This is a genomic window from Rhizobiaceae bacterium, from assembly GCA_023953835.1.
In the GTDB taxonomy this organism is placed as follows: domain Bacteria; phylum Pseudomonadota; class Alphaproteobacteria; order Rhizobiales; family Rhizobiaceae; genus Mesorhizobium_G.
The window spans coordinates 183011-204858 of record JAMLJB010000003.1; the positions used below are offsets into that span (position 1 = coordinate 183011).

A 21848-nucleotide genomic window follows, 5' to 3' on the forward strand; every position below is an offset into this window, starting at 1 on the left:
ACCCAATTGACGAGGCCGTTGTGGTCGCCTTCCGCCGTCACACACTTTTGCCGCTGGACGACTGCCTCTACGCACTTCAGCCCACCATCCGCACCTGACGCGCTCAAGCCTGCATCGCTGTTTGCAGCGCGACGGCATCTCGCGCTTGCCCGATGTGGAAGGCGACAAGCCGCAGCGCGCCAAGGTCAAGCACTACCCGCTCGGTTACTTCCACATCGACATTGCCGAGGTGCACACCGAAGAAGGCCGGCCTCTATCTTATCGTTGCGATCGACAGAACCTCTAAGTTCGCCTTTGTCGAACTGCACGAGAAAGCTACCCGCCGTGTGGCGGCAACTTCCTGCGCGCCCTTGCCGCTGCCGTTCCCTACAAGATCCACACGTGCTCACCGACTATGGAACGCACTTCACCGATCCCACCGGCGATGGCTGGACGCCTGCCGAGATCAAGCAGATACGGGGCGACAAGGTGCTGTTTCGCTGCCACTCTTCCGAATTAACTGCGCCGATCTCGACATCGAACACAGGCTGGCGAAACCGCGTCATCCGACCTCGCCTTATTGAAGAGGTCTACAACAAAGGAACGCTCCATTCAGCGCTGGGGTACCTCAGTCTGCGGCAATTTTGAGGATCAACACACCCGACAGACCGGCCAAAACGCAGCTTGATCAGTGTCCACCCCAAAGGCGCATCCCATAGAACGATTCAATCTAATCGTACATTGCTCTGGGGATCAACCCCCAAGCGAGTGTTTGCATTTATCAGGAGCGCAAGGACGGCCATCAGCGTCAGGGCCATGACGTAGTAGCCCATGGCGAAGCTGCCGATCCCGTACACCGCGATGCCGAGGAGGGGAGGGCCGATCACGACGCCGAAATATGTACCGGACAGGATAATGGCCGTTGCCTCGCCGACTTGGCTGTCGTCCACATGGCGGGTGATTTCCGCAAGGAAGACACCGTTCCACGCGTTGAGGGTTGCACCCAGACCGATCATGATGGCCGGTACGAGCCAAGGGTTCAGATGTGCCGCCGAGGGGAGGCCCAGACACAGGAGCACGGCGCATGCCGCGATCATCTTGAGGGCGGCATTGCTGCCGATACGGTCTGCGACAATTCCCCAAAGGAGACGGCCGACCATCCCGGTCACCTGGACCGCGGCCAATACAAGCCCGGCATCGACAGGCGAAAAATCAAGTTCCTCGACGAGCAGGATCACCAGATAGGTGGTGAGACAGAATTGCGCGGCGGCCAGAATCATCCCGACCGCTGCCATCAGTCGCAGCGGCCTGGAGACAAGCACAATGCGCATCGCCGCGGCTGGCAATCTAGCCACCGGAAATTTAGGCTCATGATCGCGATCCCACTCTCGACGAACCGCCTGGAACGCGACGATCATGGCGACTGACAATAGTGCCGATACCAAAAGCGGCGCTCGCCATCCATATGCGGATGCCAGAGCGGGAGCACACAGCCCCGCCAACATGCCGCCGAGCGGTACTCCGGTCTGTTTCAAGGAAAAGACGAAGTTCCTCCACTTCACTGGGGTGAACTTCACCAGAAGATGTGCCGAAGCCGGGTTCGGGAGCGAGTATGCCATGCCCATCAAGACCGAGCCGGCGACGAGCAGCAGCAATGTTTCGAAGGCGGCCAGGCCAAGACCTATCGTGAGCAGGAACAGTGCGATTTGGCTGGTGCGGACACCTCCGTATCGCCGCACGACCTGAGCGCCGAACAAGGCGCTGACCGTCGCAACGATAAAGAAGAGACTTATCTGCGCGCCGATCAGGGTCGACGGCAGTTCCATCTCGGCAGCAACCATCGGCGCAATCGCGGGCAAGGTTAGCATCGCCATCGAGACGAGGCCTTGTGTTGCCGTGGTGGCGGAGACGATGACGGGCACCGAAATGTCTTGAGGATGCCTCATTGCAGGTCCGATCCGCCGCCTTGTGGGGACGTCATGTGCAGCGCCGGACTGTGTTCACGCCGGCAAAGCGCTCTTGATGATCTGGCGGTCGACCAGCTCGTCGATCTCATCGCGGGTCAGCGCCAGGACCTCTTCGAGAATCTGGCGACTGTGCTCTCCCGTCCGAGGAGGGTAGGTTGGAGCGATCTTCGGTGCGGCGGCCAGGACGATCGGGTCTCCCATGACGGTGACCTTCCGGTTGCCTGGCCCATCGAGTTCAAGCACCATTCCGCGCGCCTTGAGCTGCGGGTCGACGACGGTCTGGTCGATAGTATTGACGGGAGCCGCCGGCACGCCGGCCTCGGTGAGATCGGACAGCCACGCCCGCGCTTCGCGCGTCACGAACACATCCTGCATCAGCGACAGCAGGGCTTCCCGGTTCTCGAGACGACCGGCGCTTGTGGCGAAGCGGGGATCGTCGGCCCACTCGGGCATCGACATCACCTTGCAAAGCGAATGCCACATGGCTTGCGTCCACGCCGCGATGACAATCTCCTGGCCATCGGCGGCCCGGAACGCGCCATAGCTGGCAATGGAATCGTGCGTCGTTCCCTGTTTCTCCGGAATGTGACCGGAATGGAGATAGAAGGCGGCCTGATAGCCGATCATCGCCGCCTGGCAGTCGAGCATGGAAATATCGATGAATTCACCGCTTCCGCCGGCCTTCTTGCGGATGAGCGCCGCCAGGATGCCAATGACTGCGTAAAGGCCCGCGCAGATATCCCCGAGCGGGATCCCGGCTCGAACCGGTCGTCCCCCCGGCTCGCCCGTTATGCTCATCCCGCCTGAGAGAGCCTGGACGATCATGTCGAATGCAGGTTTGTCCCGGTATGGCCCATCCTGGCCGAAGCCGGAGATCGAACAGAAGATCAGCTCGGGCTTTTCGGCGCGCAGATCCTGCTGACCGAGGCCCAGCCTCTCCAGGACTCCAGGCCTGAAATTCTCGATGACGACATCGGATTTGAGGGCCAGCCTGCGCAGGAGCTTGATGCCGTCGGGCGACTTCAGGTCGATCGCCACGCTCCGCTTGTTGCGATTGAAGGACAGGAAGTAGACGCTGTCCTCGCCGACGAAGTGGGGCTGCATATGGCGGGAATGTTCGCCGCCATGGCCCTCGACCTTTATGACGTCGGCGCCCAGATCGCCCAGAATCTGGGTGCCGAACGGACCTGATAGGACGTGGGTCAGGTCCAGGACGCGGATGCCGGACAATGGTCGCATTTGCGGGGGATCCTTGAGTTTCGTTGGTCCAACAAAGATCTCTGTCCCAGTTCGACATCTGGCTTCGGGTGGCCAAAGGGAGTCCAGTATGCGTGGAGCGGGACGATCGACATTCTTCGCCGGTTGCAGTTGATGGAAACGTTTCAGTGATGTTTGTCAAGGGCGGACGCCGCCGGGGCTTACAATTGCCCTGTTCATTCGAGGCCTAGCGCGGAATAATCCTGGAATGAGCAATATGATGAAGTGGAAATTAACAATTGAAATGGAAACGTTTTTATGAGATGAGAGCCAAGGTCGTACGCGCCATGACGCTGCGACATGCACTGGCTTGCGAAGGTCGCGTCCGGCGGAAGTCGCAATGTCATTTTTGGGTAAGCCTTACTCTATTATGCCGAAACAGCAGCTTCCTCTTGAAGGTATCAAAGTCGTGGATTTCAGCCGGCTGCTGCCAGGACCCTGGTGCACGCAGACCTTGGGTGATCTCGGTGCCGACGTGATAAAGGTCGAGCAGCCCGGCGTCGGCGACCCGAGCCGATACAACGCCCCGATGCTCGACAGGAACAGCGTCTATTTTCACAGCATCAACCGGAACAAGAAGAGCGTCGAGCTGGATTTGAACGAGCCGGGCGACCGGGCGCGTCTGGACCGGCTTCTCTCCGCTGCCGATGTCGTGGTCGAGACGTTTCGGCCCGGCGTCGCAAAGAAGTTGGCCATCGACTTCGACTCCGTCCAACGCATCAATCCCCAGATCATTTATTGTTCCATCTCCGGCTTCGGATCCTCGGGGCCGATGGCGGGCGTTCCGGGCCACGACCTTTCCATACAGGGGATGACGGGACAGTTGGGAATGGTGAAAAATGGCGGGGTCCCGAGCATGCCTAGCTTTCACGCCGCCGATTATGCGGGGGCATGCTATGCCGCCATAGCGATCCTGAGCGCCATTGTTCGTCGGACCTCGACGGGCAGCGGCGCGTATCTCGACATATCCCTTTATGACAGTCTTCTCGCGCTTTCGCCGATATCCCTTGCGGGGGCTCTCGCGCGTTCCACCGGCAGAGCCGAGGCCGGGGAGCTCGAGGTATGGGGCGGAAATCCGCGCTACTCGATCTACCAGACCGCGGACGGAAAGGCCGTAACGGTTGTCCTTCTGGAGACCAAGACGTGGTATCGTTTTTGCGATCTGATCGGGCGCAGCGATCTCGCTGTCAAGGAAAGCTTGGCCGAGCGCCACAGCGTCGATCCCGAACGGGGAAAAGCCGCGCGAGCAGCCATTCAAGAGTTCTGCAGTCGATTTTCCCGGGACGACCTCGTGGAGCAGATGCACAAAGAGGGCATTCCCGTATGCCCCATCTATGCGTCGGACGAGGTTCTACAGTCGCGCGAGGCCGCTTCGCGCGAGAGCATCAGGACGGAGCAGTCGGAAAACGAGGGCCGCGTCGCCCAGATCGTCGATCCATTGGCGCGGGCGGGATTGAGCGAACCGTTTCGCCGGATGGCGCCGCTGCTTGGGGAGCACAACCATACCGACATCTTTGGCGCCTGACGGCTGCGCGCAAAGAATGTTTCATGGAGGAGTAGGCTGACGATGTCTGTTAAAACGAACCTTACGTTGCGCTTCGCGCAAGAGATTACAAGCATAGGGACGGGAGGGCTTGCGAAGGGTGACTCTGAGCAGGTTCGCCGCCTTGTTCTGGACCTGCTCGGCGTGTCGCGGCTCGGTGTGACGATGCCGTGGTCGAAAGCCCTGGCGGAATGGGCGGCGCTCTTCGACGGGTCGGGTAAGGCGCCAGTGGTGGGGACTGCGCTTCGCGTCGCGCCGACCATCGCCGCCCTCGTCAACGGGACCGCCGCGCACGGCTACGAACTGGACGACACACACGACGCGTCGATGAGCCATCCGGGGGCGGTCGTCATTCCCGCCGCACTCGCTGTCGCGGCGGAACTCGATTCGCCGGCGGACGAGGTGCTGGCCGCCATCGCCGCCGGCTACGAGGCCGTCGCCCGCGTCGGGATGGCGAGCACGCCGAAGGACGTCATCAGCGGCGGCTATCATCCGACGGCGCTGTTCGGAGGGTTCGGCAGCGCGGCGGCGGCGGCGCGGCTCTACGGTCTCGACGCCGATGGCCTGGTTCGCGCCTGGGGCCACGTGCTCTCGCTTGCCGGAGGCTCGATGCAGTTCTCCGACGAGACCGAGGGCACCGCCGTCAAGCGGGTGCATGCCGGCTACGCGGCGCAGAACGGCGTCCTGGCCGCCGAACTCGCCCTGCGCAAAGTCGGCTCGCCCACCCAGGTGCTCGACGGCAAGTACGGCTTCCTGGCGCTGTTCTCCAACGCGCCCGTGCTGGCGGAACTGTCGGTGCCGCCCGCCGGTCCCCTGCAGATCCATGCGATCAGCAACAAGCCCTACTCCTGCTGCCGCCTGTTCCACTCGCTCATCGACGGCCTCGGCCAGGTGACCGACGATTTCAGCGCGTCGCCGCAGACCATCGCCCGCATCGACGTCGGCGGGCCTGAGGTCATCTTCGACCAGCACATGTTGCGCCGGCCGACCTCCTCGATGGCGGCTCAGTACAGCCTGCCCTACATCGTCGGCGCCACGCTGGCCTACGGGCCGTTCGCCTATGACAGCTACCGCGAGGACAGGCTGGACGACCCCAGGATCCTCGATCTCGCCGACAAGGTCGAGGGCGGCGTCGATCCCGAACTCGACAGCCAGTTTCCGCCCCACATGGGAACATCCGTCAAGGTGACCTGGCAGGACGGCCGGAGCCGGTCGGCGCGGATCCTCGACAGCCGCGGCACCACGGCCAATCCCCTTAGCAACGACGACCTGATCGAGAAGACGTCGCGGCTGACGCGGGACATCGATCCGTCGCTCGACGTCGCCGCCGCGCAAGCCGCGCTGTGGCATTCCAGCAGCGGTCGCGACGTCGCCAACCTGTTCGGTGTGGGCTGACTCGGCACCTCAGCGCAACGGCGGTGGCGCAGCACAAAACGTTTCAAAATGTCTGCCGCCCTGCCCTTCGGCCTCGCAGGAATACGCCGATACAGGCTGAAGACGAATCCAAACAGAATGAGCGATATTTCGCTGTGTGAAGCTTGACAGTTATACCAGAAACGTTTCCAATTTGGTGAGGGTCGGCTGTTTGGGAGGTTCAGTGTTACCCAGTTCGTTGCTGCGCTGAGGTCGGACACCACGTCGCCCGGCTCCATTTGACGGGGCGACGTGCAGCCCAGGCCCCTGCAGGTTGGCATGGGGTTCCCGGCCTGCCGGCGTCAGGTCAATCTTTGCCCATCATGTCTTCGCGTGCTCCTCCACCAGGGAGCGCGAAAGGGCGTCACTCAATCGTCGAACATCTTTGGAGGAGAGTTAGATGAATATCATGAAAGCAGTCTGGGGATCGTTGCTTGCAGGCCTGGCGACATCGTTGATGCTTGGCCCGGTCGCGGCCCAGGACCCGATCACCCTGAAGCTCGCGCACGGCTTCTCGACTAACCATTGGCACTGGACGCAGGGGATGAAGGTCTTCACCGAAGCCGTCGAGAAGAAGACGGACGGCAAGGTGAAGTTTGAGGCCTACCATGCGGGTCAGCTGGGGAGCGAGGTCATCCCGCTGCTGCAGTCGGGCATAACGGATCTCGGCCTTCTCGTTCCGTCCTATGAAGGCGCGAAGCTTCCTCTGTCCACCGTGACCGAGCTCCCGGGCTTTCACACCACGCCGTGCGAAGGTGGGGCGCAGTTCGCCGACCTGGCGCAGGAGGAAGGCGCGCTTTACAAGAACGAATACGAGCCGCTCGGCTTCCGGCCGCTATACGTGATGGTCGTCGCACCCTACCATATTCTCACGACCGGAAAGAAGGTCAGCAATCTCGAGGAGCTGAAAGGCCTCAAGATCCGCGGGAACGGGGCGGCCATGGACAAGACCGTGCGTGCGCTCGGGGCCGTGCCGGTGCGCGTGACCGGCAGCGAGTCCTACGAAGCCCTGTCACGCGGGACGGTTGACGGCGCGCTCTGGAACGCCCAGGCCATCCGGGCCTACAATCTCGAGAACACGATCAAATATGACGTGGTCGGCCCTCAACTCGGCGCCGCCAGCGCTCTGTTCGTGATCAGCAACAAGGTATGGTCGACCCTGGACGACGCCACCAAGACGACGTTCCAGGAAGCCGGCGCCCTGGCACAGCAGAATATCTGCGATTTCCTGACCAAGGAAGACAAGGAGATCACCGAAGCACTGGTCAAGGAAAACGGGCTTTCCCAGCAGAAGCTTAGCGAAGACGAGCTCGCAAAGTGGCACAGTCTTCTGGCGCCGATCGCGGAAGAATGGGCGACCGAGATGAATGCCACCGGCAGGCCCGGGACGGAAATCCTGGATGCGTTCAAAGCATCGGCAAGCCGCCACTAACGCCAGCCTCACCAGAGGCGAGACATCCCGGTGCCGTTCAACGACGAACACCGGGATGCGCCCTCAACCACAGGCACCAGCCATGAAAGCCGCACTCAAATTCCTGGAAGAAGCAGGTATGAACATATCCGCTGCCTGTCTTTCCGCAATAATGCTGATTGTGACAACCGACGCGATCTCGCGCTACACGCTGAGCACGCCCTTGAGCTGGTCGTTCAGCGTCATAACCTTGTACCTAATTCCGGCGGCAACCTTTTTCGCGCTGGCTTCGACATTCAGATCGCGCGGCAACATCACAATCGATTTCATCACGCAGTTCCTGTCGCCGGAGACCCGGCGCTATCTGACATTGGTGGCGAACATCGCGTTTCTGCCGCTGCTTGCGCTGATCGTCTACATAAGCGCGAGCGATGCAATGGAGGCATACCGGCAGACCAGATTCTCGCCCGGGGTAATCGCGTGGCGGGAGTGGCCGCATTCGGCGATCATCGCCGTCGGATCGGCGCTTCTCGTGATCAGCATCGCCTCCGAGATCATTGCAGACCTGCGCGACATAAGCCGCGGCAAGCCGGCTGAGGCGATCCTGGCCGAGGAAGAACTGCTATGAACGCACTCATCGTCTCGCTGGTCTTGCTTGTCCTGCTTGCCGCCGGTGCTCCGATCGCCTTTGCGCTGATCGTCTCCAGCTCGATCGGCTTCTACATGATCGGCGGCATGCCGGTCCTGATCGGCATGGTCAGCCAGGGCACTCTGTCGGCCGCCAGTTACGAATTGCTGGCCATTCCGATGTTCATCCTGATGGCCGAGTTCATCATCGTCTCCCGCATGGCCGACGACCTTTTCGATGCCGCTGCCGTATGGGTCGGCCGCGCGCCGGGGGGCCTCGGCATCGCGACGGTGTTCGGCGGCGCCCTTTTCGGGGCTATCTCGGGATCGTCCACGGCTGCCGCGGTCACATTGTCGGGGACAAGCCTTCCGGCGATGGTGGAGCGCGGATATTCTCCGCGCTTCGCGGGCGGCATATGCGTGGTGACGGCCACGCTGGACATGCTGATCCCGCCGAGTATAGCGCTGGTCTTCTACGGACTCATTGCGGACGTCAGCATTGGAAAGCTGCTGATCGCCGGCCTGGTGCCGGGGCTGATCATCGCTTTCGTGCTCGTGGGCTATATCACGGTCGTCGCACTGGTGCGTCCCGACCGGGTGCCTCGCGGCGTCGCCTATTCGTTTCGCGCGAAGCTTGTCGCCCTGCAGAAGACGTGGGCCATGCTGCTGTTGTTCGGCATCATAACGATCTGCCTGTATTCCGGCATCGTGACGACGACGGAAACATCGGCGGTCGCCGCCTTCGTCGCCATGCTGATCGCGTTCTCGCTTGGCAGGCTCTCGGTGGCGAATGTGGCGACGGCACTCAAGAAGGCGGCCAGGACGAGTTGCATGATCGCGCTCATCCTTCTGGGGAGCTATCTGTTCTCCTACTTCTTCGCGCTGACACGCACCACGGTCGCCATGGCGGATTGGGTGCTGTCGCTGAATGCTCCGCCCGCAGTCGTGCTTCTGATACTGGGGCTGATCTATCTGCTGCTCGGGACCTTCCTCGACACGGTGGCCATGCTCATCCTGACCGTGCCGATCGTTCTGCCGATCATCGTCGGCATCGGCTACGACCCGATCTGGTACGGCATAATGATGATTATGGTGACGCAGCTCGGCATCCTGACGCCGCCGACGGGAATGAATGTGTTCATCGTCGCCAAGTATGCGAATATCCCGGCGCATGAAGTGTTTGCAGGAGTGACACCCTACATTATTCTGATCCTGGGCGTGATGGTCATCTTTACGATCTGGCCGGACTTTATACTCTGGTTACCGAGTCATATGAACTGACTGATACTTGGCATTTAAAGTCGCCGCTTCGCGTGACGCGGAGCCGATGGCACGCCGGCTCCATTGCGCGCCAACCCTGGAAGTCGGGAATGAAAATCCAGCGATGAAATCCAAGCCACAGATCATGTATGCGACCGTACACGCAACTGCCGTTGCAGAATGCATTTCCCCGTACAGATCAGATGTGGCAATGATCAAAATCCAGAACAAAAGTCCAATGCAGAAAACCTGTTCAACCTACAGTCCTGCGTCGGCTTTCATGCTACGCCACGCACGGAAAGCCGTTCTCCTTGGATTCCTGACTCCAGGTTGATCGTCGATTGCCCCAATCTGCTGGCCATCTGTTCGTTTGGGGCCGGTCACGATGTCGTCGACGTGGACGCATGTACCGACGCCGGAATCAGCGTCTGCAACCAGTCTGGCGCAAATGCGGAGGCGGTCGCCGAGCATACGCTGGGTTTCATGCTCATGCTCTCGAAGAAGGTCATGATCGTCAATCATGTGATGCGAAGTACGCCCCAGATCGATCGTTTGGGCTATCTTGGAGCGGATTTACTGGGCAAGACGGTCGGGATCGTCGGGCTAGGCAACATAGGAACGCGTGTCGCGCAACTTTGCAGCGGACTTTGTCACCACTGCCCGTTGACTGACGAAACTTCAAACCTCATCGCCAAGGATCAATTTTGTCTGATGAAGCCGACCGCCTATTTTGTGAACACCTCTCGCGGCGGCACATACGACGAGCCTAGGTCCGTCCAACCAGAGGCGGATTGTTTGAAGGCTGCTTGTAGTGGCGATCACATGCCGACTAAGCCACAAACTGAAACGTTTCTATTTTTTTGACATGAAATGGCGGCGATCTAAGGTTCCCCCGAGACCAAACGGCGGGCGCTTTGCCCTGAAGGCGTCGGTCGGAACGATGGGCATATCAACTATAGTGGAAACGTTTCTATTGACGATCGCCGTTTTTGCTATATGACTGCTGCCGACATTATCGTCAGTTCTGGGGCAACGCCGCATGAAGTTACTTGTTTCCGTCAAGCGGGTCGTCGATGCGAACGTGAAGATCCGCGTGAAGGCGGACGGCTCGGGCGTCGAGCTGGCGAATGTGAAGATGTCGATGAACCCGTTCGACGAGATCGGCGTCGAGGAGGCGATCCGCCTGAAGGAAGCCGGCAAGGCGGAGGAGATCGTCGTGGTGTCGATCGGCCCGGCGCAGGCGCAAGAGACGCTGAGAACGGCGCTGGCGATGGGTGCGGACCGCGCGATCCTGGTCAAGGTCGACGAGACGGTCGAACCGCTCGGCGTCGCCAAAGTGCTGAAGGGCGCGGTCGAGGCGGAGAAGCCTGGCCTCGTCATCCTCGGCAAGCAGGCGATCGACGACGACGCCAACCAGACCGGCCAGATGCTGGCCGCGCTGCTCGGCTGGAGCCAGGCGACGTTCGCCTCCAAGGTCGAGATCGACGGCGACAAGGCCAAGGTGACGCGCGAGGTCGACGGCGGCCTGCAGGTCGTCGAGGTGAAGCTGCCGGCAATTGTCACCACCGACCTTCGCCTCAACCAGCCGCGCTATGCGTCGCTGCCCAACATCATGAAGGCGAAAAAGAAACCGCTCGACGAGAAGACGCCTGCCGATTTCGGCGCCGACGTCGCGCCGCGCCTCAAGGTGGTGAAGACCGAGGAGCCGGGCGGCCGCAAGGCGGGCGTCAAGGTGAAGGACGTGGCGGAGCTCGTTTCCAGCCTCAAGGCTGCCGGCGTTCTGTAAGGCGAAAGGATAGACAAAATGGCAATTCTCCTCATCGCCGAACACGACAACCAGAGCCTGTCCGACCAGACCGCGAAGGCGCTGTCGGCGGCGCAGAAGATCGGCTCGGACATCGACGTGCTGGTCGCCGGCAACGGCGCCAGGGCTGCCGCCGACGCCGCAGCAAAACTGTCCGGCGTGCGCAAGGTGCTGCTCGCGGAAGCCGCCGAACTGGAAAACCGGCTGGCCGAGCCGCTGGCCGCGACCATCGTCTCGCTGGCCGGCGGCTACGACACGATCGTGGCTGCGGCCACCACAAGCGGCAAGAACGTGATGCCGCGCGTCGCAGCGTTGCTTGACGTGATGCAGGTGTCCGAGATCATCGAGGTGGTCGCGCCCTATACGTTCAAACGGCCGATCTACGCCGGCAATGCCATCCAGACCGTGCAGTCGACCGACGCCAAGAAGGTCGTCACCGTTCGCACCGCATCCTTCCAGGCCGCACCCGAGGGCGGGCAGGCCGTGGTCGAGACGGTTGCAGCCGCGGCCAATCCCGGGCTCTCCTCCTTCGTCGAGAACCGGCTGTCGGGCGGCGAGCGTCCGGAGTTGACTTCGGCGAAGATCATCATCTCCGGCGGCCGCGCGCTGGGTTCCTCGGAAAAGTTCCAGGAGGTCATCCTGCCGGTCGCCGACAAGCTGGGGGCGGCGGTCGGCGCAAGCCGCGCGGCAGTCGACGCCGGCTATGCGCCGAACGACTGGCAGGTCGGCCAGACCGGCAAGGTGGTGGCGCCTGAGCTCTACATCGCGGTCGGCATCTCCGGCGCGATCCAGCATCTCGCCGGCATGAAGGATTCGAAGGTCATCGTCGCCATCAACAAAGACGAGGAGGCGCCGATCTTCCAGGTCGCCGACTACGGCTTGGTCGGCGATCTCTTCACCATCCTGCCGGAGCTGGAAAAGGCACTGTGAATCAACGACTTTTCCCATGGTGTTTGAAGGTCGGGTGTCCGTACCAGTAGCGTTGCATAAGAGGATGTTCGATCGATTGGAAGCGGACGGCTGGACGCAGATTTCCTACGGCGGTTTCTCCGCCCACATCGGACCACTTTGGCAACGGGTCGAGCAAGGTGTGTTCTCGCTCGGCTTTGTCGCAGATTCACGACATGCAAATCGTGTCGGGGTGGTACAGGGTGGGATGGTGGCAACAATCGCCGACATGGCTCTGGGGTATGCCCTGCTGCACGAAGATCCTCTTTCCCCAAAAGGCACAGTCGAGTTGAGCGTTCAGTATATAGCTCCTACACCGCTAAACTCTTTCGTTGTCTGCCACGCCCAGATTCTGAAGAAGACTACTAGCATCGCGTTTGGACGCGGGCTTGTGGAAGCAGACGGAGGGCTTGTCGCAAGCGCTTCAGGCGTCTGGAAACTACACAGCGGTAGATACCATTCTCCATAGAACACGCCGTCGACGCTCACGCACCAGATCAGCCGCGTCGATCCGGCACTCGCGGTTAGTAGTGCTGTGGAGAAGCTTCTCCGTGATTGCCACGAAGTTGAGGCAGGCGATCGGAATTGGTGGATATGGTATCAATCGCGGAGCTGAGACGAATGTCATGCGTTCCGATGTGGGCATGATGTGCTTCACCAACTCTGTTCTCACGGCAAGCAGTGCGATAATAATCTGGCCGAGGTCGGGTATGTTGACTGCCTACATGACGCGATCGATGAAGACCTTGCCCTGACCGGGACCGGGCTGAAGCCGAAGGTCGCGGACAGGCCACGGATCATATTGTCGGGCCGCACTCGGGATTCGACCAGGTGGTTGCGTGCCATAATGATGCTTCGCACGCTATGCGCAGCGGGCGATTTGACTTGCACCTCTTTTGTAGAAGCCGGTCCTGGCCAATTGCGTCAGGCCGGCTGCATCATGAGGATCGGTCTTGTTCGCCTTCAAAGCCTTGAGGATTTAATACGCCTCCCGCGCATCGATGCAAACAACGGGAGCGCCCAGCCACACCTTCAAGCCAACGCGAACCGAGATCACCTGAGCCCTTCAAGGTCGGCACCAGCTTCGAGCATCAAATCGATGTCGGCATCGCCCTCGGCAATGACACGCCGACCAGCGGACAATACGATCTCGACCCGCGGTAACTCGGCTTCGGTGATTGGACGGGCCTCATCGTAAGGGGTATTTTGGTTGCGAGGCGGGTCCGGCTCTATCCGAATTGATCAACCATCGCCATCGACGAACACCTCGTCGCGCCGCCTCGCGACGTCGGGCCGGCTGACCAGGAAGAGCAGCACGCAGGCCACGGCCAGCAACACCGCGCTGATCGGCCGGGACACGAACACCGTCACGTCGCCACCTGAGCTCAGCATCGCGCGACGAAGGTGCTCCTCGAGCATCGGTCCGAGGATGAACCCCAGCACGAACGGCGCCGGCTCGCAGTCGAGCTTCATCAGCGCGTAGCCGACCAGGCCGGCTATGGCCACGATGTAGATGCCGAACGGGCTGTTGTTGACTGAATAGACGCCGATACACGAAAAGGCGACAATGGCGGGAAACATCACGGTGTACGGCACACGCAACAGCGTTACCCAGATGCCGATGAGCGGAAGATTCAAGATCACCAGAAGCGCGTTGCCAATCCACATCGACGCGATCAGGCCCCAGAACAGCTCGGGGTTGTTGGTGATGACGTTCGGTCCCGGCGCTATGCCTTGCATCACCATCGCGCCGATCATGAGAGCCATGGTGACGTTGGAGGGAATGCCCAGCGACAGCATCGGAATGAACGACGTCTGGGCGCCGGCGTTATTGGCGGCCTCGGGCGCCGCCACGCCCTCGATCGCGCCTTTTCCGAACTCTCCGGAATTCGCCGAAACCTTTTTCTCGACATTGTACGCGACGAATGAGGAGAGCAGCGCGCCGCCGCCCGGCAGGACACCCAGGAGCGAGCCTATGGCCGTGCCGCGCAGGGCCGGCGCCACGATCCGCGCTATATCCGCTCGCCCGGGCCAGAGCTTGGTGACTTTCAGCACATTGCCGGGCTCGCCGGAGGACGACTCCAGATTACGAAGTATCTCTCCTATTCCGTAGATCCCCACCGCCACGGCCACGAAATCGAGGCCGTCCAGCATTTCAAAGAACCCGAACGTGAAGCGCGGGGCGCCGGTATAGACGTCCGTCCCTGTAAGGCCGAGCAGCAATCCCAGGCAGATCATGGCGATGGCTTTCAGGACCGAACCGGATGCGAGGGCGACCGAGGAGACAAGTCCGACCACCATCAGGGAGAAATACTCCGCGGGACCGAAGCTGAGCGCCAGCGCCGTCAGGGGCCTTGCCACGACCGCGATCAGCACGGTGGCTATCGTCCCCGCGATGAACGATGAAATCGCGGCGGCGGCGAGCGCCGGCCCGGCCCTTCCGCGCCGGGCCATCTGATAGCCGTCCAACGTCGTCACCGCCGAGGCCGCTTCGCCGGGAAGATTCACCAGGATCGCGGTGGTGGAGCCGCCATACTGGGAACCATAGTAGATCCCGGCGAGCATGATCAGCGACTGCGTCGGATCGAGACCGAAGGTCAGCGGCAGCAGCATCGCGATCGTCGCCAGCGGGCCGAGGCCGGGCAGCACGCCGACGACGGTACCCAGCAGCACGCCGATGAAGCAGTAGAGCAGATTCAACGGCTGCACGGCCACCGCCAGGCCAAGCGTCATGTTGCTCAGAAAGTCCACGTCGCAACCTCTAGAAAGTGAACCACGGTCCAAGGACCGGGAGGGGAAGCCTGACGCCGAAACCGAACAGGGCTGTGCAGAACAGGGCCAGGGCGATGCTGATCGCAATGCCTCGCACCAATCTCGCCTTCGGACTTGCGTGGTAGGCAAGCAAAGTGGTGACGAAAATCCCGGGCAGCATTCCGACCTGGTCGACGAACGCGGCGAAAAAGACGGTCGCCAGGGTGAGCATCACGATGCCCCGCCACGGGATGACGCCAAGCGGTGCGTTTTCTCCCGCAGAAACAGTTCTTAGCGCTATCGCCGCTCCCAGCACGACTAGAATGCAGGACAGCAGAATCGGGAAATAGCCTGGGCCCATATTCAGAGCTTCCCCGATCGGAAGCCTGCGCCACGCTATCAGGCCGTAGGTCAGTCCAAAAACGATGAAGATCGCGCCTGCGGCGATCTCTTTTGGCTGAGCGCGCATCTGGTTCTCCGTCTTCCTGGCTGTTGCCCGCTTCAATATCCTCACTCGCCTGAGGATGCCTAAGCCAAGTCTGTCCGCAATGCCGGACACTTGGAAGCATGGCTGTCTGATGTGGTCGTGAGCGCGTCAGCGCTCACAACCACTGTCTACTTCGCAAGACCGATCTCGCTCAACACAGCTTTGGACACCGCCGTCTGTTCCTTGATGTATTGTGCGAACGCGGCCATGTCCAAGTTCATCAACCCGATATTCTGCTCTTCAAACTTGGCCTTCAGTTCCGGCGCATTGAGCGCGTCGGCGACTTTTGTGTGGATCAGCTGCGCCAGATCCACAGGTAAGGCTGCGGGGCCGAACACCCCGGCGAACAATGGGAAATCGAACGCGTCGATGCCGAGCACTTCCTTTACGGTCGGCACATCGGCGACGCGTTGAATGCGCTCCGTGGAGGTTACAGCGACGATGCGGATGACACCGCTGTCGATATGGGGCTTTGCGCTCGGCAGACTGGACACGCAGCATTCGATGTGGCCGCCCATCACGGCGGTGAGCGCGGGGCCGCCGCCTTTGTAAGGGATGTGCACCATGTCAACGCCAACCTTGATGGCGAGCGCTTGCCCCGCCAGATGGGAGGGCGTGCCATTGCCGGTCGATCCGAATCGGATCTTGCCGGGAGACGCTTTTGCGGCGTCGACCAGCTCCATCAGGGATGAATACGGTGAGTTCGCCGGCACGACAACGGCATGGGTCGTGGTGTAGACCGGCGCAATGGGCAGCAGGTCCGTCTCCGGGTTGAAGCCCGTATCGGCCGACAAGAACTGGTTGATGCTGATTTCGGGATTGTTGCCAAGGAGCAGCGTATGGCCGTCGGGATTGGATTTCGCCACATATTGCGCCGCGATGCTGCCGGTGGCACCCGGCTTGTTTTCCACCACGGTCTCGCCGAGCGACTGACCCAACCGATCGGCGAGAAGACGGGCTGCAAGGTCCGTGACGCCGCCGGGGGCGTAGCCGACCAAAAGCGCGATTGCCTTGCTGGGATAGCTTGCGGCAAGGCCCGCGCGCACACCTGCCAGCGAAGTCAAGGCGCTAATTCCGGCGATCTTTGCGAATTCCCGACGGGTGAACTTTGTCGATAGTGTCATCTGGTTCCTCCACTAACCCGGTTGGCCGCCACTATTGAAAACGTTTCATTTATATTGTCAATCATTTGTCCGCTTGGCGGGCCTCAACAGCAGCGGAAAGTGCATATTCAGCAACCGGACGATGAAAATGGTCAAAACGTTTCCACTTCAACAGCAGCACGCGTCCGCATAATGCGTATCATGCCTGCGCCAGCAGCGCGGTCCGTACATAAGCAACACCGGTCAGCAGCCGGCGTGCGGTTCTTGAATAAAGAGCTTCCTTTACCTGCCACTCGTCCCCATCATTGCGGACGGCGACCTTTATCGGGAGCACCCCGCTCGGGTGCCCGATGCGGAAGGATCGGGACGCCGACTTCCGGCTGGCCGAATGGACGAGGGTGCCTTCCACCTTCGCGGCGACCGCCAGGCAGGTTGCTGCCGTGCCAGCATAAGCCTTGTGGAGCATCTTCTCCAGGAACTGGCGCGCCACGATGTCGATCTCGCTGTCGCCGACCGTGCGTCCCGCGACGATGGACTGGTACGATTGCGGGCTGCTCACCAGGACCTGCAGGGGCAGGACGTGACTCTGGATGTTGATCAGCTTCGCGCTTTCAACCCTGATCTCCTCGAGAAGGTCCAGAGTTGCCTGCGCGTATTCGCCCGCCACCTCCGTGCCCTTCAGTCTCAGGTCCTCTGCGCGAATGAACACACATGGATTGCCCACGTCGACTATCGACACCGAAAGGGCGCTCCCGCGGATGTCGACCGTGTCCACCACACGGCCCGTCGGCAGCAGCTTCCCCGTGCACGCGCCGGCTGTGTCGGAGAAGTCAATGCTGATCTCGGCGCCCTTGCCCGGAACGCCGGCCATTTCGAAATCTCCCTCCACCGCCGGCAGGCCTCCGACCGTGGGAACGCGTATGGTCAGGATCTTGGCCGTGTTGGTATTGTGTACCCTGACCGTCGTCAGCCCGTCGCCAGCCTGGACGTAGCCCTCTTCGATCGCGTAGACAGCAGCGGCCGAGGAAATATTTCCGCAGTTCACGTCGAAACTGACGACCGGTGAAACGATGCTGACCTGGGCAAAGGTGTAGTCGATGTCGGCGTCGGGCCGGCTGGGCCGGCCGATGATGGCGCATTTGCTCGTCAGGTAGTCCGCACCGCCGATGCCGTCGATCTGCCGGATGTCGGGGCTGCCGAACAATGCGAGTATCAAGCGTTCAAGCTCGCCTTTATCCTCGGGCAGGTCGTCGGCATTCAGGAAGACCGCCTTGCTGGAGCCGCCGCGCATCAGCACAATCTTATATGGCTTTTGTTCGCCGGACGGCTTGTAGTCACGCATCGCTACCTACCTCGAGCATCTCACGCAGGTCCTGGTTGTGCTCGCCGAGCTGCGGAGCCATCCGCTTCACGGACACTGCGGATCTGGAGAATTTCATGGGCGCGCCGATGACGCTGAACGAGTCGCCCGCGGAGTTTTTTCCAGGCATGAGCAGTTCGCGGACAGAGGTCAGCGGATGGTTGACGACGCCTTGCAAGGTCGAGGCCTCGGCGGCGGGGATATGGGCTCGTTGGCACATGTCGACGACGTCAGCGGTGCTGAGCTTTGCGGCCCAGTCGGCAACGATCCGTTCCAGCTGCTCGGCGCGGGCCACCCGCGCCTTCGATGTCCGATACTCCGCCGAATCGGCCAGGTCCGCGCGGCCGGCCAATTCAGCCCAGGCGCGCCATTGGCGATCGGTGATGACTGCGAGGCTGACCGCGCCGTCCCGGGTGGCGAAGCATCCGTGCGGTGCGGAGTAGGGCGACCTGTTCCCCAATCTCGGCGTTTCCAGGTTCCCCTGGAATATCTCCGGCCAGAAACTTTGGGTCATCCAGAGGCCGACGTCGAAAAGGCAGGATTCGACCTGCTGGCCGTACCCATACCTCTTTCGCGCGATCAAAGCCGCGACGACGCCGGCCGTCGCGCTAAGCGCGGACATCAGGTCGACGATGGACAGGGCGACCTTGGTCGGCGCGCCGGACGGGCTTCCTGTTACCGCCATGATGCCGGTTTGCGCCTGGATCACCATGTCGAAGGTCTTGCGGCCCCGCTTGGGTCCGCTTCGTCCGAAGCCGCCGATCGTGCAGTAGATCAGCCGGTCGTTGACGGTTTCCCTGTCCTCGGGCCCGACGCCCATTTTGGCGAGAGCCTGATCGCCGATGTTGGAGACAAAGACGTCTGCGGTTTTGCAGAGTTGCGAAAAGAGCGGCGTCCCGTCGGCCGATGTCGCCCCGAACGTCACGCCGAATTTGTCCGTGTTGTTGAGGTGGTAGAGATATGCTGCTCCAGCAATCTGGTTTGCGACCCTTCGGGTTCTCTCCCCTTCTGGCGGTTCGACTTTGAATACATCCGCGCCCAACATGCCAAGGATGCGGGCGGACAGCGGCCCGGCGGTCAGAATGCCCACGTCGACGACCTTGACGCCCGACAGCGGCGGCTGCCCCGACTCGCCCGGCCTGTCACCGCTCGGGAATTTCGCTGCCTGCCATTGCAGCGTCCCGGCTCCAAGCTCGGGGTATTCGCCCCACCGCCATGCGGCGGATCTCTCCAGCCTGAACGGCAGCATGGGCATGGCATCGTCGCCGCGCCGGCGGACGATCCGGTATTTCGCATGCTCGTCCTCGATCGCTTCCGCCAGGCTCAATACGGCACTTGCCGGCACGTTGGCCGCATCGAGGGCGGTCAGTAGCTCGGCGGTTTCAATGCTGGCGGTCCACTCGCTTATGAGCCTGTCCAGTTCCTCGACGTTCCTCACCCGGTCGGGATTGGTGAGGAATCGTTCGTCCGTTCCCCATTCCGCTCGGCCCATCGCGCTGGCCAGCGCTTGCCATTGGTGGTCACCGACCGTTGAAATGGCGACCCATCCGTTCCTGGTCGGGTAATTGTTCCACGGCGCCGTCATGGTGTGCCGGTTGCCGACCCGTTCGAAATCCTCGCCGGTCAGGAGGTAGCCGGGCAGGATCGTGCCCAAGAACGAAAACACGGCATCGAATTCGCTTTGGTCGATGACATCGCCCGAGCCCACGTCCAGTCGCTTGTAGAGCGCCGAAAGGATGGCGATCAGCCCGTAGAATGCGCCCCCATACGCCGCAATCGGAATGCCGGCGGCAACCGGCTCTTCGCCGTCCTGACCGTTGGTCTGGAGGACTCCCGCCAATGATTGGACGATCAGTTCCGATGCGGACATGTTCGCGTAAGGTCCCGCAAGCCCGAACGGGCTGATGCAGCACAGCACCAGGGACTTCACCGCCGTGATGTCGTCGAGCCAGCCATGGCTGTCGATGAGCGAGTGCCCAGATTTGTCGAGCAGAACGACATCGGCTTTGCCAAGAAGACCCTTCAGGTCCTTCATCGCCTCCATGTCCTCGAAGTCGACGACGGCACTGTGCTTGCCTCGGGAATACAGCCCGAAAAGGGGCGCGCGCGCGTCGTGAAATGCGTCGTCCTGCCGACGCAGCGGATGGCCTGCCGGCGGCTCGATCAGGATGACGTGGGCTCCGAGTTCAGCTAGCATCCGGCCGCACAGCATGACGCTTTCGGACCCGGAACCCAGCTCGACGACACGAAGTCCGTCCAAAGGAAAATCGGCGTTCACATGCTTACTCCAGATTTCAGGCGAGACGCCTCGTCGGTCCCGGCATTCGTCCGGGCTGATCCACGTCTGCGGATCGGACCGTCAGGTTCGCGCTTCTGGCCGGTCAACCGACGCGCGAAATGCCCCCGTTGACGCTAAGCACCTGGCCATTGATGAATCCCGCCTCCTCCGAAGAGAGGAATTGCACAACCGCGGAAATATCGGAGGGCTGTCCGATCCTGCCCGTCGGGTTTGCCGCGGCGCGCCTGGCGATCTGTTCCGGCGTCAGCACTTCATGGAGCAACGGCGTATCGGTGGTGCCGGGGCATACCACGTTCACGGTTATTCCATCGCGCGCCACTTCCGCGCACAGCGACTTCGAAAATCCGATCACCCCGGCCTTGGCGCCGGCATAGACCGCTTCTCGCGGAGTGCCGACGCGCGCGGCATCCGAGCTGATGTTGATGAGCCGGCCCCAGCGGGCGCTTTGCATCCGAGGGAGCACCGCCCGTGTCAGGTTGAGGACGCTGGTGAAATTCAGCGCGATGATTCGATCGGCCTCGTCCTCGGAAATCTCCAGGAACGGCCGGTTCGGCGCGCCGCCGGCCGAATTGACGAGAATCTCGACGGGACCCAGCTGGCGCGCCACCTCTTCAACGGCTTCGATCGCCCACGTACTGGCAGTGATGTCCCCGATCAGGCCGCATAAGCCGTCGGCATGGGAAGCGAGAAGCTGCTGCGCCGCTGAAAGGGCGGGCGCATCCTTGTCGAGGATCGCGATGCGATGCCCTTGCGCGGCAAAGCGACGGGCGATGTCCAGGCCGATGCCTCTGGCGCCGCCGGTGACAAGTACGACGCGGGGTTTGACGGCACACCCTTCCATTGCTTCATCGGCCATGGAAGGTCGCCTTGCGCTTCTGCAGAAAGGCATTCATGCCTTCCGCCCTGTCTTCCGTCATGAAGGCGGACGAACAAAGATGGGCTTCGTATTGAAGGCCAGATTGCAGGTCCATGTTCATCCCGTGGTCGACGGCGGACTTGAGCCAGCTGATGCTCAGCGGCGCCATCGCACAGATTTTCTCGGCCATCGCGACGGCTGCATCCACAACCGATCCGGACCGGACGACCCGGTTGACCAGCCGCACCCGCTCGGCCTCGGCTGCGTCGATATACTCCGACGTGAAGAGCATCTCCTTCGCATAGGCGGAACCGACGATGCGCGGCAGACGCTGCGTTCCTCCGCCGCCCGCGACAGATCCGATGCGCGCGCTCGTGATCCCGAACACCGCATTGGGCGCGGCCAGGCGGATGTCGCACATCAGCGCCAGCTCCATGCCCCCGGTGATGCACCAGCCGCTCACCGCGGCGATCACGGGTACGGCACTGCGCTCGATTGTCTCGCCGAGTTGACGGAACGAAGCGGCATATGCGGTCGCCTGGCGTTGCGTCGTCGCCTGCAATGCCTCGTTGAGGTCGACCCCGGTGGAAAACGCCTTGTCGGAACCCGTGATGACGATCGCCCTGCAGCGGCCATCGGCGTTGCATTCCTTGACCTTGTCGCCGAGCGCCCGCAGGAGTTCCTGTGACAGGGCGTTATGCTTTTCGGGCCGGTTGAGGGTGACAATGACCGTCGCTTCGCGAACTTCGCTCTTGATCGTATCGCTCATATTCCCGTCCTGAC

Annotated in this window: 17 protein-coding genes and 1 pseudogene; 9 read left to right on the forward strand and 9 right to left on the reverse strand. The window is 61.6% G+C overall.

Going from position 1 to position 21848, the window contains the following annotated elements; translation table 11 throughout:
* Nucleotides 1-8: 8 nt before the first annotated feature.
* Nucleotides 9-414: pseudogene (locus M9924_20935) on the forward strand (IS481 family transposase).
* Nucleotides 415-704: 290 nt separating this feature from the next.
* Here the strand turns inward: M9924_20935 and M9924_20940 are convergent.
* Both M9924_20940 and M9924_20945 read right to left on the reverse strand, forming a co-directional pair.
* A complete protein-coding gene (locus M9924_20940) occupies nucleotides 705-1901 on the reverse strand; it encodes an MFS transporter (GenBank protein MCO5066838.1) in 1197 nt (398 codons plus the stop codon).
* 78 nt (nucleotides 1902-1979) lie between these two features.
* Entirely contained in the window at nucleotides 1980-3185 is a 1206-nt protein-coding gene (locus tag M9924_20945; protein ID MCO5066839.1) for a CoA transferase, read from the reverse strand.
* 358 nt (nucleotides 3186-3543) lie between these two features.
* On the opposite strand from M9924_20945, the gene M9924_20950 reads away from it, so the two are divergent.
* The 8 genes from M9924_20950 (at nucleotide 3544) to M9924_20985 (ending at nucleotide 12191) form a co-directional block, all read left to right on the forward strand.
* Entirely contained in the window at nucleotides 3544-4728 is a 1185-nt protein-coding gene (locus tag M9924_20950; protein MCO5066840.1) for a CoA transferase, read from the forward strand.
* A 42-nt stretch (nucleotides 4729-4770) separates the two neighbouring features.
* The gene (locus tag M9924_20955; GenBank protein ID MCO5066841.1) at nucleotides 4771-6141 is read left to right on the forward strand and encodes an MmgE/PrpD family protein; all 1371 of its coding nucleotides are present in this window, start codon (nucleotides 4771-4773) and stop codon (nucleotides 6139-6141) included.
* A 418-nt stretch (nucleotides 6142-6559) separates the two neighbouring features.
* Complete coding sequence (gene dctP, locus M9924_20960; protein MCO5066842.1) at nucleotides 6560-7591, forward strand: TRAP transporter substrate-binding protein DctP; 1032 nt, start codon at nucleotides 6560-6562, stop codon at nucleotides 7589-7591.
* Between the two features lie 82 nt (nucleotides 7592-7673).
* A complete protein-coding gene (locus M9924_20965) occupies nucleotides 7674-8198 on the forward strand; it encodes a TRAP transporter small permease (protein ID MCO5066843.1) in 525 nt (174 codons plus the stop codon).
* Nucleotides 8195-9478, forward strand: coding sequence for a TRAP transporter large permease (locus tag M9924_20970; protein MCO5066844.1), 1284 nt, complete (start codon nucleotides 8195-8197; stop codon nucleotides 9476-9478). Before M9924_20965 ends, M9924_20970 begins: the two co-directional genes overlap by 4 nt.
* Before the next feature lie 159 nt (nucleotides 9479-9637).
* Nucleotides 9638-10321, forward strand: a complete 684-nt coding sequence (locus M9924_20975; GenBank protein ID MCO5066845.1) for a hypothetical protein — start codon at nucleotides 9638-9640, stop codon at nucleotides 10319-10321.
* A gap of 175 nt (nucleotides 10322-10496) precedes the next feature.
* A complete protein-coding gene (locus M9924_20980) occupies nucleotides 10497-11243 on the forward strand; it encodes an electron transfer flavoprotein subunit beta/FixA family protein (protein ID MCO5066846.1) in 747 nt (248 codons plus the stop codon).
* An 18-nt stretch (nucleotides 11244-11261) separates the two neighbouring features.
* Nucleotides 11262-12191 carry an electron transfer flavoprotein subunit alpha/FixB family protein gene (locus tag M9924_20985; protein MCO5066847.1) on the forward strand — a complete coding sequence of 310 codons (930 nt, stop codon included), beginning with the start codon at nucleotides 11262-11264 and terminating at the stop codon, nucleotides 12189-12191.
* Between the two features lie 1260 nt (nucleotides 12192-13451).
* On the opposite strand, the gene M9924_20990 is transcribed toward M9924_20985, so the two are convergent.
* From M9924_20990 to M9924_21020, 7 genes are all read right to left on the reverse strand, one after another.
* On the reverse strand, nucleotides 13452-14960 hold the full coding sequence (locus M9924_20990; protein MCO5066848.1) for a tripartite tricarboxylate transporter permease: 1509 nt from the start codon (nucleotides 14958-14960) through the stop codon (nucleotides 13452-13454).
* A gap of 10 nt (nucleotides 14961-14970) precedes the next feature.
* Entirely contained in the window at nucleotides 14971-15429 is a 459-nt protein-coding gene (locus tag M9924_20995; GenBank protein ID MCO5066849.1) for a tripartite tricarboxylate transporter TctB family protein, read from the reverse strand.
* 146 nt (nucleotides 15430-15575) lie between these two features.
* A complete protein-coding gene (locus M9924_21000; protein MCO5066850.1) occupies nucleotides 15576-16571 on the reverse strand; it encodes a tripartite tricarboxylate transporter substrate binding protein in 996 nt (331 codons plus the stop codon).
* Nucleotides 16572-16749: 178 nt separating this feature from the next.
* On the reverse strand, nucleotides 16750-17892 hold the full coding sequence (locus M9924_21005; GenBank protein MCO5066851.1) for a PrpF family protein: 1143 nt from the start codon (nucleotides 17890-17892) through the stop codon (nucleotides 16750-16752).
* Nucleotides 17885-20188, reverse strand: a complete 2304-nt coding sequence (locus M9924_21010; GenBank protein MCO5066852.1) for a CoA transferase — start codon at nucleotides 20186-20188, stop codon at nucleotides 17885-17887. Before M9924_21010 ends, M9924_21005 begins: the two co-directional genes overlap by 8 nt.
* Nucleotides 20189-20291: 103 nt before the next feature.
* Entirely contained in the window at nucleotides 20292-21065 is a 774-nt protein-coding gene (locus M9924_21015; GenBank protein MCO5066853.1) for an SDR family oxidoreductase, read from the reverse strand.
* Entirely contained in the window at nucleotides 21055-21834 is a 780-nt protein-coding gene (locus M9924_21020) for an enoyl-CoA hydratase/isomerase family protein (GenBank protein MCO5066854.1), read from the reverse strand. Before M9924_21020 ends, M9924_21015 begins: the two co-directional genes overlap by 11 nt.
* Nucleotides 21835-21848: the final 14 nt, after the last annotated feature.